This is a genomic window from Halorubrum depositum (assembly GCF_007671725.1).
In the GTDB taxonomy this organism is placed as follows: domain Archaea; phylum Halobacteriota; class Halobacteria; order Halobacteriales; family Haloferacaceae; genus Halorubrum; species Halorubrum depositum.
Window position 1 is genome coordinate 105,896 of sequence record NZ_VCNM01000001.1, and the last position, 13,713, is coordinate 119,608.

The following is a 13,713-nucleotide window of genomic DNA, read 5'->3' on the forward strand; positions in this document are numbered from 1 at the left end:
GATGCTTTCCAACTCGAATGTCGTCCCGATGTTGCTTGTACTCAGTTATGTTCCCTCCTCAGTGAACAGCTTCTGCACGTCGACGACGTCAACCGTTTCGTCACCGTTGAAGTCGAACGCGTCGAGGCTGCTCTGGACCGTTTCGTCGTCGAGGTTGGCGAACAGCGCTTGGACGTCGACGATGGTGAAGTCGCCGTCGCCGTTGACGTCCTCGTAGAGGCCGTCACCGTCCGGGTCCGTCGGCGCGTTCTCGAAGTCGCCGATCGCCGGCGGTCCCTCCCCCTTGCCGTCGTCCGGTTCCTCGACCGAGAGGGTCGCGGTCTCGGAGTCGTTCTCGGCGAAGACGCCGTGAGCGTAATCGCCGGCTTCGAGACCGTCCGTCCCGATGCCGGTGAACTCGACGGTCGTCGACTCTCCGGGCTCTAACTGGACGTCCTGAGAGATGACCACGTCGTCGTCGTCGCCGAAGCCGTCGCCCTCGGCGTCGAGCCGGAACTCGACCGACTGCGTTGCGCCTTGACCGCCGTCGTTGGTGACGTCGGTGGAGACGTCGACGGCGTCGCCCTGCGTGGCAGTAGCCGGCGCGCTCAGGTTCGAGACTTGGAAGTTCGCCGGCTCTGGTTCGGGCGCGTCGATCGTGATCGTCGCGGTCGCCGAGTCGTTCTCCGTGGAGACGCCGTGGGTGTAGTCGCCAGGTGCGAGGACGCCCGTATCGATCCCGTCGAACGTGACGGTCCGCGTCTCATCGGACGTCAGCGTCACGTCCTGCGCGGTCAGCTCTTCGAGGGTGCCGTCATCGTCGGTGTCGAGACCGAACGCCACCGACTGCGTGGCTTCCTGTCCACCGGCGTTGCTGATGTCCGCCGAGACGGTGATGTTCTCGCCCTGCGTCGCCGCGCCCGGCGCGCTCAGGTTCGAGACCTGGAAGTCCGCCGGCTCCGGTTCGGGCGCGTCGATCGTGATCGTCGCGGTCGCCGAGTCGTCGTCGGTAAAGACGCCGTGGTCGTAGTCGCCGGCGTCAAGGTCGCTCGTATCAATGTCACTGAAGGTGACAGTCGTCGACTGTTCAGGATCCAACTGGACCTCCCGAGTGAGGACCACGTCGTCGTCGCCAAAGCCGTCGTCGTCAGCGTCGAGCCGGAACGCCACCGACTGGGTGGCCACCTGTTCACCGTCGTTGGTGGCGTTGGCGGAGACGTCGATCGCGTCGCCCTGTGTCGCGTTCTCCGGTGCGCTCAGGTTCGAGATCTGGAAGTTCGCCGGATCCGGCGACTCGACGGTCACTTCCACGGTGTCGGTGTCCGTGTTTCCTGTGGCATCGGAAACACGCAGAGTCACTGTCTGAGTACCGGTGGCTTGGTACGTATGCGTGATAGACTGTCCGGATTTCTCGTAGTCACCGTCGCCATCAACGTCCCACTCGTAGGATTCGATACCGACATTGTCAGACGATCCACTTCCATCGAACGATACGGTCTCACCGACAGAGATACTCTTGTCTTCGCCACCAGTAGCAGTAGGTGGCGAATTGTCCTCGATAGCCACCTCGACGGTATCTGTATCCATGTTGCCTTCCGCATCCGACACACGGAGAGTGACTGTGTTAGTACCCGCAGTTCGGAAGGTGTGGGAGACGGTCGGTCCGTATTTCTCGTAGTCACCGTCGCCATCGATGTCCCACTCGTAGGACTCGATACCGACATTGTCAGAGGAGCCACTTCCGTCGAAAGATATCTCGCTGCCGATGGAAGCCGTTTTATCTCCTCCAGCATCTGCGGTGGGACTGGCGGTATCTTCAACAGTTACTTGCACAGTATCGGTGTCTGCGTTCCCTGCGGCGTCAGTAACGCGGAGAGTAACGGTTTGAGTACCCACGGTCTGGAAGGTGTGGGAGACGGTCGGTCCGTATTTCTCGTAGTCTCCGTCGCCATCGATGCCCCACTCGTAGGACTCGATACCGACATTGTCAGAGGAGCCACTTCCGTCGAAATTCACCTCGACACCGATTGAAACGGCTATATCATCTCCCGCATCAGCAGTCGGTCCTGCATCGTCTTCGACGGTCACTTCCACGGTGTCGGTATCCGTGTTTCCAGCTGCATCAGAGACACGAAGCGTGACAATCGTCGGACCCGTATTCTGGAACGTGTGTGCGATAGAAGATGACCCACTGGATTTCTCGAAGTCACCATCATCGTCAAGATCCCATTCGTAGGTAGTGATGCCAACATTATCTGACGATCCACTTCCGTCGAAAGTGACACTACTTCCAACAGTAGTCGTTTTATGTGGGCCAGCATCGGCTGTTGGGTCGGTCCCATCTTCGACGGTCACGGAAACGGTGTCGGTGTCCGTATTCCCTGCGCCATCTCTCACTCGTAATGTGACATCTTTCGTCCCGGTCGTTTGGAACGTGTGTGCGATAGAAGGTGACCCACTGGATTTCTCGAAGTTACCGTCATCGTCAAGATCCCATTCATAGGTGGTGATGCCAACATTATCTGACGATCCACTTCCATCAAAAGAGATCTCACTGCCGATGGAAGCCGTCTTGTCTCCTCCAGCGTCTGCCGTGGGACTGACAGGATCTCCGACAGTTACCTGCACAGTGTCGGTGTCTGCGTTCCCCGCGGCGTCAGTAACGCGGAGAGTAACGGTTTGAGTACCAACGTTTTGGAAAGTGTGGGAGACTGTCGCTCCGGGTTTCTCGTAGTTACCGTCGTCATCAATGTCCCACTCGTAGGACTCAATACCGACGTTATCAGAGGAGATGCTTCCGTCGAACGATACGGTCTCACCAACAGAGATCGTCTTGTCTTTGCCAGCAGTCGCAGTTGGTGTTGAAGTGTCTTTTTGTTCGACAGTGATAACGTGCTCATATGCGTACTCTCCTTGGTCGTCCTTCAGCACACCAGTGTTGCCAGCATCTTCCCATCCCGGGTCCGGGTTGAGGCTCCCTCGAGAGTTGTCCGCCCAAGCGATCGATTTTGCCCAAACCCGAATGTCACCCACCTCTGTTGGCGTGAATGTTACCGTAATTGAATGAGTCGTCCCACCATTCAAGCTGTCTCCTGCCTCAACGACTGGGTAATTGACCGTCTTTTCGGTCTCACCATAGTCTCCCCAGAGTTTGCTCCCGCTGGCATACACCTTCGCGTAAGAAGGATCGGGGAGGGTGTTTGAGGCGGTCGATATGTCAGAGACGCGTTCATCGTCTGGGAGTCCCAGCGTGAACGTCTGGTACGGCGTGTCCGCATACTGGGTTTCAACTGTCATTGATACCGTTACCGTCTCGCCAACGTGGACCGTCTTCGGATAGGAGACATCTGTAATCTTCGCATCGGGGTACTCAGGCTCCTCGTCATCAACGATATTCGTCAGGTTCGATGGCGTCTGGTTCGGATTGAGCGCAAGTTGAGTAAAGTAGTAGTCTGCGATGAGGGTCTGCTGAAGCTGGTCGAAATTACCCTTAACCGTCTGGTAGCTCTGTTGGTCCGCTCCAAATACTTCAACTATTAGATCAGGGAAGAACTGCTGGTTGTCAGTATAGCTGTTGTCGACCTCCGATTCGTACTTTTTCGATTTCTTATAGACGGTCTCGATAATCGAGAGGCGTTTCTCAAGTGTTGAGTCCGAAACGTCCGAACTATCAACGACCGTTTGTGTGTTCTGTTTCAGTTTGTCGAGGTTACGATGGAAATCCTCTCGCGTGTTCCTATCTGTCTTTGACAGGGTGTTAGAGAGTTTGCCCGCCTGGACTGACGTCGCTAGCTCAACGCCCACCTCTGGCGCCGAGAGCAAGCTGGTTCCAATGCCCCCAGCAGAGGTCCCAGCAGCATCGTCAAGGACTGTGATTGCAGACTCTAGCTCGGCTTCCCTTTCGGAATCCGGAACAAGTGCCCCGAACGCGTCCAAGACACCATCAAGATTCTCATTTAAAAGATAGTCCTGACTAAGTCGTTTGCTTGCAGCCTCATAGGAGCTGTCGAGTGGCCGAATACCCTTGAGACTACGTTCCCTGATAGTATAATCCTCGCTCTCAGGTTCGAACTCAACGTATTCTCCCGAGTCATCCCAAGTTGCAAAATAATCGTCGCTCGAGACCGAGTCGCCCTCCCAGAGTTCGACCCGTACGTCCGCCTGGCCAGCTGAGATATCCGCAAGTTCCTTCTGCGAGAGTGAGTACTCGAAAATGCCGTTCTGCTCGGTTTCTACTATCGTCGTGGTACGTACAAGTTGATCATTGACGTATATCTTGAAGTATGGGTTGGTCGAAAAGTCTCCGACCTGTCCGACTCGCGTGTCGGCGGCAATGGCTATACCGATCGAAGAGTATTTACCGTCCCCATCTTCGTCAGTTACGCCGAATACGTTGACGTTCGAGATTGTCCCACCGTCCGCAGCAGAAACCGTTCCAACCGCTGATATCGGACCGACTGTAAGCATTAACAATACAATGAACACCGTGACGAGTCTCTTCCTAATCATCTGACTCACCACCCTCTCCGTTAAACTGCTCGTGGTACTTCTGCTCGATCTCTAACCGCGTGTCGAGACTGAGATCGCCCATATCGTCACCGTACTCTTGGTTTGCAATCTCTTCGCGCGTCTGAACATCAGCCGGTGTCAGTCCGTCCGCGAAGGGTTGGCGGTTGTACAGTGTGATGTTACGTGTGCTCATTTAGCTCAGCACCTCGTTGAACAGTTTCTGGACGTCAACCACGTTGACGACTCCGTCCTGGTTGAACTGGAAGGTGTTTGTTGAATCTGTGCACTGGTTGGTTGTCCGAATCCTGCTCCCGATCCCACTAACAATGTCAGGAACAGGGCAACTGCTACGACAGCTGTTTTCTTGGGCGATCCGATCATTCCCAGCCACCACCATTGTGACGAGTGGTTGACATTCCTCGCATCGTAAGCATACACAGACTTATAATAAATAAGAAAAATCTACATAATGGATTGACATAATCTATAAGTCAATATTACATTCGTTAATTTGACCTTTCTTCTCTCTTGGATCCGCAGACAGCATTGAGATCACTGTTTCTCATCCAGGATTCGATAAATCAACCGTCAACTACATCCGGACCAATCTCTTCGACAGCGTCGGGATCCTCATTTCTGACTACGAGGACCGGCGCGAATGGCTGCGAGTCAGGGGGAACACGCTAGTAGTCTGACTACTCTGGTGTTTGAGTCGGAGCGCTACTCTGCGTATAGTCTCAAAGTCCTATAGATTGGACATAGCTGATCGAGGCGCGCCGAGTCAGGCGCGCCGACCCCTGTGTTTCTGCTGGAATCTGCCGAGCGAAGCGAGGCAGTGGTTTACTCTAGTGGCTTCTTAGCCACACACCTAACGGAAAGGTGGGACCCCACCTCGGAGTTAGGGCGGTGCGGGAGACGGTATCGTCACTGAGAGAGCGAGGGATCGACGAACTAGTCGCGAACACCATCAGAAAAGAAGCAAAATAGGCCGCTAATTCCCCGGATCGATAGTGATGCCTCTCACGAGGTGCCGCGCTAGCCGGGAGTCCCTAATGCGTCGGCAAAGCGACGGGGTTCGTATATCCGACCGTCGACGAGAGTGATCGTTGGCGCGAACTCGAACGCGAACTGCCGAAGGTCTTCACCCGTCACCTTCGACCACTGGCTCGCCCCACTCCGGAAGAGCCGACGCGCCTCAGCGAGGGAGTCGGGCTGGAATCCGATGTCAAGCTTGTCTGGATCCGGCCCCTCCGTCCGGCTGATCTCTCCGCCGTACCTGTCGAGCCACCGACTCCACGGATCGTCGCCACCGCCGTGAGCCTCCGCTCTGGTGAGCCCGTCAAGAGCGTTCTCCAAGCCGGACTTGATGCTGTTCGACACCGAGTCGATGTACCCTGTGAGCTCCTGGGCGATGTACTTCGATCCGAGTTGAACCTCTCCGTAGGTATGATCCACGAGCGGAGAGAGCCGCTTGAGAGCGCGATAGACGGTGTCGATATGAACGCCGATGGATTGGCCAACTCCTTCGGCGACGTCTCTCTGCCGTCTGTGAGTAGCGTCTCGACCATCTCTGTGTCCGTCTCGTTCATCTGCGCCGCCGTCGCGAAGATCTGGTCGTCTTGTTTGTCCTCAATTCGCGGCAGACGGTCGGGGAGTAGCTTCCGCCACCGACGAGAACCGGTCACCTCGAAGTAGTCGTCTGCGACGAAGATCTGGCCATCGGGACGGGTCGGAATGTTCGACCAGTTGAGGACGTTCAACAGCGCCTCGTCGAGCTCCGTGACGAGCGTGTCGAGGTCGTTCCAGTACAGCGTGTCGTCGTGGATTGAATTCTGGAAGGAGACCCCAATCTTCGGATTTTCGAGAGCAATCCCCTCGACCGCGTCGGGGTTTCGCATGTGGTAATGTTTGAACTCCTTCGCGAGCTCGTGACCGCCGACTAATTCGGCAGCACGGCGGGAGTCGATCGTCGCGGTATGGTAGTGACCGGGACACTCACGGTCGTCGCGGACCGACTTCGTGTATCCCTCGCGGTCGCCGGCGAGCAACAGGGAAATCTCGTGAAGCGTTCCGTCGTACGCGATGACCTTACCGGTCTCTCCGTTGAGTACTCTGACGTACAGCTCCGCGTCGACGATATTTGACGACTTATGCAGACGGTCCTCGTCAAAGTCGCCTGGGTAGATGGGGGTCGGACTGTTGAACCGGAACCCCTGACGTGCCGCGAGCGCATCGAGCGACTGCCGGAGCACCGTCGGGTACTGCTCGAAGTCCCAATATGACCCCTCAACTTCCACGTCGTATCCCTCTAGGTCGTAGGGATTGGACATCGCCCTGTTCCCCTCCTTCGTCTCGATGTCTGGCCACCGAGGAGAGATTCGGAAGTACGCGCGCTTCCGAGCTTCCGACTTGGCAGCACCCCATGAGTCGTATCCTTTCGGATAGACATATACGAGGTACTCACGGACCTCATCGAGTTGGAAATTCTCGGCAGCGCGTGGGGCAAGCCCGGAGGATTTGAAACCAAACTCAACGTTCCACTCGGTTCCATCGATTTCGGCCGTCGTCCTGAGTCGCCCGTGCTGCTCGAAGTCGTGCTCTCCCTGAAGGGAGCGCAGGCCGAAGTACGATCGAAGCGGATTAGCTAGGTCCTCACAGTTCCATTTGAGATAGGCGTGGAACTCGTGGGGTTGTGGGTCGATGAACCGACGGGAGAAGTGGTCGTCGTCAGAGTTGGCGGTCTCAGTCTCCTGACCGTTATCATCTCCATCCGACTCGGCCTCGTCGTCGAGGCGTTTCTCGGCGCGCTCGTACGTCTCACAGGTCTTGAGATGGATGTCCGGGTCGTCAGTCCGGGGATGTGTCTCGCCGCAGTATCGATACTGCGCGACCGGTTCCGCGTCGCACCTACCCTCATGTCTCACCGCGATGCGATGCTGTTGGAACTTACACCGACAGAACCGACAACGAGCTACAAAACGAGACGCCCCAACTCGTCGACGCGATCCCTTTGATACAGACGCATCCAAGGAGGTGTCGACGCTCTCCCGACGCTCGTCAGTCTCCGTTCGTTCGACCGACGACTGAATCGAGTCGGCTTGGTCGTTAGTGACCGCCTCGGCCTTGTCGAGCTGTCCGATGAAATCGTCTGGGTCGGTCACTGCGACCACCCGCTTCCGTCGCCGCTGGCGCGCGGAGCCACGGGTCGGCTCGCGCGACACCCCATTTTATTTGGGTGGACACTAGTTGTATCAGGTGCGAACTCCCCTTTAGCAGGGGAAATTGAACGAACCGTTTCAAGCCAGGGCAGGGATTTGAACCCCGGAAGTCTCGATTACAAGTCGAGTGCATGAACCGCCCATGCTCCCCTGGCGCAGGCTGGCGTACTCGGGCCTCGTATGAGTGCGTGTCGCTTTCGGCGAGCGTGACGCCCGCTCGCGGTCACTCGGTTCCGCCCGCGGGGTCGCTCTCAGACTCGCCGCCGTCGGTCTCGCCGCTGGTCCCGTCGCCCGCCCCCTCCGCCAGCGGCTTCGTCAGCTCGACGCGGTGGACGTCGTACCCGTGGGTGGCGTAGAAGGCGCGGGCCCGGCCGTTGTCGGCGAGCGCCTCCAGCGCGACGGTCTCGGCGCCCTCGGCCGCGAGGGCGCGCTCGGCGGCGTCGAGGAGGTCGGCGCCGACCCCCTCGCCGCGTCGCTCGGGGACGACGAACAGGTTGCTCACCGTGCCGCGGACGCGCTCGCGCTCGTATCCCTCGCGGTCGATCGAAAAGCCGACGAAGCCGATCGGGTCGCCGTCGCCGTCGCCGCCGTCGCTATCGCCATCGTCACCTTCGCGAGCGACGAGTAGCTCCCCGGTGACGACCGAGCGGGCGACCCACTCGCGCACCGCGGCGCGGTTCGACTCGGCGAGCAGCGTCGAGCCGTGGCTCCGCTGATCCTCCGCCAGCGCGACCCACAGGTCCGTGACGTCGTCGACGTCGTCGACCATCGCCGGCGCGACCGTCGACCGCTCGTCGTCGGACATTCGACCGCCCGTTCGGCGCGGCGCGGCATGAGGGTACCGACGCGGCGGGGGAGCGGCCGTGACCACCGGTCGGGAGGGCGGGAGGAGAGACGGCCGCGCGGCTCACACCTCGCGGCAGTCGGGACAGACGGCCTGCCCGTTGGCGGTCACCAGGTCGGGGACGAGCGCCCCGCAGCTCTCGCAGACCCCCTGCGTCGGCGACTCCGCCGCGTCCGTCGTGGCGGCCTCGCTCGCCGGAGCGACGCCGCCGTCCGAGCCGAGCATCCCCTCGTCGCCGCGCCGCGTTCCGCGGAGCGTCTCGTCGCCGACGGCGGCCTCGCGGGCGCCGTCGCCGGTCCGCGGCGCCCCCGCGGCCAGCGCGTCACCGGCGGTGACGACGCCGACCGCCTCGCCGGCCTCGACCGCCACGACGCGGTCGACGCCCTCGGAGACGAGCCGTTCCTCGACGGCCGCGAGCGAGTCGTCCGGCGTCACCGTCGGGAGGGGCGGGCCCATCACCGATCCGACCGTGTGAGCGTCGGCGTTGCCGTCGCTCCGATCGTCGGCGTCGAGGAGCGCGCCGAGCGCGTCCCGACAGCCGAGCCGCCCCACGGGCTCGCCGCCGCGAACGACGACGAGACAGTCGGTCTCCTCCTCGACCATCAGCCCCGCCGCGTCGGCCAGGCCGTCGGACTCGCTCACGCCGAGGAACTCGCGATGCATCACGTCACGAACCGTGGTGTCTGTTCGCATGGAGCGAGGATCCGACGCGAACGGCTAAAAGCTGCCCCCGATATCGTTATACGGGTTCCGAACGTAGGAACCCGATCGGCACGGAAAACGACGGTTCCGTCGTGTTCGCTCTCCGTCGTCTTCACACGCCGGCGTGTTCGACGCCCCCTGCGACGTGCCCTCCCGCGTTGCGACGCGTTCACCGTCGACGCACCGCTCGGCTCGTCGCCGCGGGCCGAAGAGGAGGGTTCAAACCCTCCGGCGTTCGAGCGGGCACATGACCATTCCCTCGTTCGTGATCGGGATCGCGGGGGGGACCGGCGCGGGGAAGACGACCGTCTCTCGGCTCGTCACCCGCGACCTCGGCGACAGCGTCACCCGCATCCCGCTGGACAACTACTACGAGGACCTCTCGCACCTGGACTTCGAGGAGCGGCAGTCGGTCAACTACGACCACCCCTCGGCGTTCGAGTGGGAGCTCCTCCGCGAACACCTCGAAGCCCTGTTGGAGGGCCAGTCCGTCCAGATGCCGCAGTACGACTTCGAGATCCACAACCGGAAAGCAGAGCGGGTCACGGTCGAGCCGACCGACGTCATCGTGCTCGAGGGGATCTTGGCGCTGTACGACGAGGAGATAAACGACATGATGGACCTCCGGCTGTTCGTCGAGACCGACGCCGACGTCCGCATCCTGCGCCGGATCCGCCGGGACGTGATCGAGCGCGGCCGCGACCTGGAGGGCGTCATCGACCAGTACCTCTCGACGGTGAAGCCGATGCACGAGCAGTTCATCGAGCCGTCGAAGAAGCACGCGGACGTGATCATCCCCGAGGGCGCCAACAGCGTCGCCGTGAACCTCTTAGAGGAGAAGCTCCGCGCCGAGGTCGAGGGCGACGCGGTCCGGAGCTGGGAGCGCGGGAGCCTGGAGGAAGAACTCGGCGAGAAGCGCTCGCTCGACGTGGACGGGGACTGAGCGCACGGGAGCCTATTTAAACAGCTTCCCCTCTTCACCGCCGGCGGCTCGCCACCCGCTCTTCCGCCGTCTCCGCGCTGACGACCTCGTAGAGGGTCGCCCGGCCGCCGTCCTCTTTCGGTCGGAGCACGCGCCCGAGCCGTTGGGTGAACTCCCGTTCGCTCCCGGACCCAGACAGCACGACGGCGACGTTCGCGTCCGGGACGTCGACGCCCTCGTCGAGGACGTTCGCGGCCACGACCCGGCCGTAGGTCCCGTCGCGGAACCGCTCCAATATCTCGCGGCGCTCCTTCGCGCCCGTCTCCGCGGTTATCGCGGGGAGGAGGAACCGCTCGGAGAGCCGGTAGACGAGGTCGGTGTGGGCGGTGAACACGATCACGCGGTCGCCGCGGTGGCGGTCGAGGACGGATTCGAGGCGGTCGACCTTCCGATCCGCGTTCATCATGATCTCGCGGGCGTCCTGCTTCGCGAGGAGGGCCTCGCGGGCGGCCGGGTCGTTGCCGGAGCGCTTGACCAGTTCCTGATAGTCGCTCCCGCTGGTGAAGGTGATCCCCGCGTCGCGGACGTACTCGACGAAGGTGCCCTGCCTCTCGTCGTAGCGCTCGCGCTCTTCCGGCGTCAGCTCCACCTCGATCCGCCGGATGTCGTAGGGAGCGAGGTGGTCGCCCGCGAGGTCGTCGACGTCGAGCGCGTAGACGCGGTCGCCGATCAGCTCCGCGACCGCCTCGTGGGCGCCGTCGGGGCGCTCGAACGTCGCCGTCAGGCCGAGGCGCGCGGGCGCCGCGAGCAGGCGCGCGACGTCGCGGTACCCCTCGCCGCCGAGGTGGTGGACCTCGTCGAAGACGACGAATTCGAAGGCGTCGCCGACGCCGTCGGCCTTCAGGTACGCCGAGTCGTACGTCGACACCGTGATCGCCTCGCGGCGCTGCTCGCCGCCGCCGAACCGGCCGATCGGGACGTCGAACTCCCGCTCGAGCTCCCGCTGCCACTGGTCGAGCAGGTCGACCGTGGGGACGACGACGAGCGTCGGAACCCCCAGTTCGACCATCGCACGGATCGCGATCACGGTCTTGCCAGCGCCGGTCGGGAGTTCGAGCACGCCGCGGTCGCCCGCGTCGCGCCACGCGTCGAGGGCTTCGCGCTGGTACTCACGCAGGTCGTAGTCGGTCGCGAGCGCGTCCGGGAGCCCGGCCTCGCGCGCGGCGCGATCGCTCGCGTCCAGCACGCGGTCCTCGACGCTCACGCCGGCGACCTCCAGGGCCCGCCGGATCGCGGCGTAGCGGTACGCGGGGGCCCGCCCGGTCCCCGAGCGGGGGTCGACCTCGACGCCCGGGAGCGGCGGGAGCGAGTCGAGGCCGCCGCCGTCGACCGGCGCCCCGGTGCCGTCGACCGACCCCTCCGTCTCACCGGCCGACCTCCCGGCGTCGACCCGGATCGTCCCTCCCTCGTAGGTCAGCCGGACGTTCATCGCCGGACGTTGCCGACCGACTTACAAAGGGGCACCGCCTCCGTCCGCCATGCGCGCGGACGAACTCGACCCCGAACTCGCCGCCGTCGTCGACGAGATCGAGGCCCTCGGGCTCCCCGAGTGGCACGCCCTCTCCGTCGACGCCGCGAGGCGCGTCGAGGACGAGGTGTTCTCGGGAGAGCCGGAGCCCGCCGTCGCCGAGGTCCGGGACCTCGCGTTCGACGGCCCCCACGGCGAGGTGCCGGTGCGGATGTACCGGCCCGAGGCGGCGATCGACGCGGCGGGCTCCCGCGGCGGCCTCGGCGATGACGGCGACGATGGCGACGCCGCGGGCGCTCGCACTCTCGTCCACTTCCACGGCGGGGGCTGGACGCTCGGCAGCCTCGACTCCATCGACGGCCCCTGCCGCGAGTTGGCGACACGAACCGACGCCGTCGTCGTCTCCGTCGACTACCGGCTCGCGCCCGAACACCCCTTCCCCGTCGCCGTCGACGAGGCGGCCGCGGCGGTGGAGTGGGTCGCGGACAACGCGGCCGCGTTCGGCGGCGACCCGGACCGACTGGGCGTCTCCGGCACCAGCGCGGGGGCGACGCTCGCGCTCGCGGCGTGTCTGTACGACCGAGATATGAGGGGCGACCCCGTCGAGGTCGCCGGACAGTTCCTCCTCTACCCGATCGCGGGCGACGACTTCGAGACGAAGTCGTACCGCGAGAACGCCGACGGCCCCCTGCTCACCCGCGCGGACATGCGGTGGTTCTACGACCGGTACCTCCGGAGCCCGGTCGATGCGCACAATCCGTTCGCGGTGCCGCTCCGCGCGGCGGACCTCGGCGGGCTCCCGCCCGCGACGGTCGTCACCGCCGGCTTCGACCCGCTCCGGGACGACGGCGTCGCGCTCGCGGAGCGGTTCGGCGAGGAGGGGACGCCCGTCGAGCACCGCCACTACCCGGCGATGGCCCACGGGTTCTGCAGCCTCGCCGACCGCGTCGCCGTCGCGGAGGCGGCGCTGTCGGCGGTGGCGGGCGACGTGCGCGAGCGACTGTAGGGAGTCGGTCCCGAACGGCTGTAGGGCGTCGGTCCCGAACGGCGGACCCGTTGGGACACCGCGGCGACGACCCCAAGTGGCTCGCCGAGAGAGGTGAGGCATGTCGCTCATCGGCTCCGCCGTCACGTTCGTCGTCGGACTGCTCGTCGGCGGACTGGCGATCTTCGTCGCCGCCGCGGTCGTCACGGGGACGCGCGACTACGAGCACGCCGTGTTCACGGCGCTGTTCGGCGCGATCGTCTGGGCGCTCGCGGCGCTGTTCCTCTCGTGGCTCCCGCTGATCGGGGAGTTCATGCCGCTCGTCGCGTGGGTGTGGCTGATCCGGCGGCGCTACGGCGTCTCGTGGCTCCACGCGGGGGTCATCGGCTTCGTCGCCTGGGCCGCCGCCGTGCTCGTGCTCGCGCTGCTCCCGTTCGCCGGCGTCACCGACGCCGTGGGGATCCCCTTCGTTCGGTCGCTGAGCGCGGTCTGAACGCGGCCGCTCCTGCGGCCGTCGACCTCACTCCGCGACGGTCGTCTTCACGATGCTGACCGGCGCGGTCGACCGGCGCGAGACGCGCTCGGTGACGGATCCGAGCATCCGCCGGTAGTCGCCGGAGCGCGTCTTCGACCCCATCACCGTCAGGTCGATGTCCTCCCGGTCGACATACCGGAGGATCTCCTCGTGGGGGACGCCGTACACCAGGTCGGTGACGACGTCGACGCCGGCGTCGGCAGCGTGGGCCGCCACCGCGTCGAGCGCCTCGCGTCCGCGCTCCTCCAGCGTCTCCTCCGCTCCCTCCGCCCCGTCGACGAACTCGTCGCCGGAGTAGGCGTTGATCACGTCGCTGTCGACGACGTACAGCACGTGGAGGGTCGCGCCGTATCGGTCCGCGGCGTCGACGGCGTGGTCGATCGCGCGGTCGACGCCCTCGCTGCCGTCGGTGGGGAGCAGGATGCGGTCGTACATACCCGGCGATTCGCGGCGTCACCGAATAAATTGGTCGCCGTTTCCCGAACGGTTAA

10 protein-coding genes and 1 tRNA gene are annotated in these 13,713 nt (G+C 63.3%); 3 read left to right on the top strand and 8 right to left on the bottom strand.

From position 1 onward, the window contains the following. Positions 1-45: 45 nt before the first annotated feature. From FGM06_RS00575 to FGM06_RS00605, 6 genes are all read right to left on the bottom strand, one after another. The gene (locus tag FGM06_RS00575) at positions 46-4,488 is read right to left on the bottom strand and encodes a PKD domain-containing protein (protein WP_144796442.1); all 4,443 of its coding nucleotides are present in this window, start codon (positions 4,486-4,488) and stop codon (positions 46-48) included. Further along, entirely contained in the window at positions 4,481-4,681 is a 201-nt protein-coding gene (locus FGM06_RS00580; protein ID WP_144796444.1) for a hypothetical protein, read from the bottom strand. Before FGM06_RS00580 ends, FGM06_RS00575 begins: the two co-directional genes overlap by 8 nt. Before the next feature lie 955 nt (positions 4,682-5,636). Next, positions 5,637-7,649 carry a DUF7845 domain-containing protein gene (locus tag FGM06_RS00590; protein WP_144796446.1) on the bottom strand — a complete coding sequence of 671 codons (2,013 nt, stop codon included), beginning with the start codon at positions 7,647-7,649 and terminating at the stop codon, positions 5,637-5,639. 138 nt (positions 7,650-7,787) lie between these two features. Further along, positions 7,788-7,861 (bottom strand) — tRNA-Thr (locus FGM06_RS00595). A 68-nt stretch (positions 7,862-7,929) separates the two neighbouring features. Next, complete coding sequence (locus FGM06_RS00600; RefSeq protein ID WP_144796448.1) at positions 7,930-8,511, bottom strand: GNAT family N-acetyltransferase; 582 nt, start codon at positions 8,509-8,511, stop codon at positions 7,930-7,932. Between the two features lie 102 nt (positions 8,512-8,613). Beyond that, positions 8,614-9,243 (bottom strand): CBS domain-containing protein, encoded by a 630-nt coding sequence (locus FGM06_RS00605; protein WP_144796450.1) that lies wholly within the window; start codon positions 9,241-9,243, stop codon positions 8,614-8,616. 256 nt (positions 9,244-9,499) lie between these two features. Between FGM06_RS00605 and udk the strand changes: the two genes are divergently transcribed. Then, positions 9,500-10,195 (top strand): uridine kinase, encoded by a 696-nt coding sequence (udk, locus tag FGM06_RS00610; protein ID WP_144796452.1) that lies wholly within the window; start codon positions 9,500-9,502, stop codon positions 10,193-10,195. Positions 10,196-10,229: 34 nt separating this feature from the next. On the opposite strand, the gene FGM06_RS00615 is transcribed toward udk, so the two are convergent. After that, positions 10,230-11,663, bottom strand: a complete 1,434-nt coding sequence (locus tag FGM06_RS00615) for a DEAD/DEAH box helicase family protein (protein WP_144796454.1) — start codon at positions 11,661-11,663, stop codon at positions 10,230-10,232. A 49-nt stretch (positions 11,664-11,712) separates the two neighbouring features. Between FGM06_RS00615 and FGM06_RS00620 the strand changes: the two genes are divergently transcribed. Together FGM06_RS00620 and FGM06_RS00625 are read left to right on the top strand one after the other, a co-directional pair. After that, complete coding sequence (locus tag FGM06_RS00620) at positions 11,713-12,708, top strand: alpha/beta hydrolase (protein WP_144796456.1); 996 nt, start codon at positions 11,713-11,715, stop codon at positions 12,706-12,708. A gap of 100 nt (positions 12,709-12,808) precedes the next feature. After that, on the top strand, positions 12,809-13,180 hold the full coding sequence (locus tag FGM06_RS00625; RefSeq protein WP_144796458.1) for a hypothetical protein: 372 nt from the start codon (positions 12,809-12,811) through the stop codon (positions 13,178-13,180). 27 nt (positions 13,181-13,207) lie between these two features. On the opposite strand, the gene FGM06_RS00630 is transcribed toward FGM06_RS00625, so the two are convergent. Continuing rightward, the gene (locus tag FGM06_RS00630) at positions 13,208-13,657 is read right to left on the bottom strand and encodes a universal stress protein (RefSeq protein ID WP_144796460.1); all 450 of its coding nucleotides are present in this window, start codon (positions 13,655-13,657) and stop codon (positions 13,208-13,210) included. Positions 13,658-13,713 lie beyond the last annotated feature (56 nt).

Excerpts from the sequence above, each read along its gene's own strand:
- FGM06_RS00625 (WP_144796458.1), top strand. The coding sequence starts at position 12,809 with ATGTCGCTCATCGGCTCCGCCGTCACGTTCGTCGTCGGACTGCTCGTC.
- FGM06_RS00575 (WP_144796442.1), bottom strand. The coding sequence starts at position 4,488 with ATGATTAGGAAGAGACTCGTCACGGTGTTCATTGTATTGTTAATGCTT.
- FGM06_RS00630 (WP_144796460.1), bottom strand. The coding sequence starts at position 13,657 with ATGTACGACCGCATCCTGCTCCCCACCGACGGCAGCGAGGGCGTCGAC.
- FGM06_RS00580 (WP_144796444.1), bottom strand. The coding sequence starts at position 4,681 with ATGAGCACACGTAACATCACACTGTACAACCGCCAACCCTTCGCGGAC.
- FGM06_RS00615 (WP_144796454.1), bottom strand. The coding sequence starts at position 11,663 with ATGAACGTCCGGCTGACCTACGAGGGAGGGACGATCCGGGTCGACGCC.
- FGM06_RS00605 (WP_144796450.1), bottom strand. The coding sequence starts at position 9,243 with ATGCGAACAGACACCACGGTTCGTGACGTGATGCATCGCGAGTTCCTC.
- udk (WP_144796452.1), top strand. The coding sequence starts at position 9,500 with ATGACCATTCCCTCGTTCGTGATCGGGATCGCGGGGGGGACCGGCGCG.
- FGM06_RS00620 (WP_144796456.1), top strand. The coding sequence starts at position 11,713 with ATGCGCGCGGACGAACTCGACCCCGAACTCGCCGCCGTCGTCGACGAG.
- FGM06_RS00600 (WP_144796448.1), bottom strand. The coding sequence starts at position 8,511 with ATGTCCGACGACGAGCGGTCGACGGTCGCGCCGGCGATGGTCGACGAC.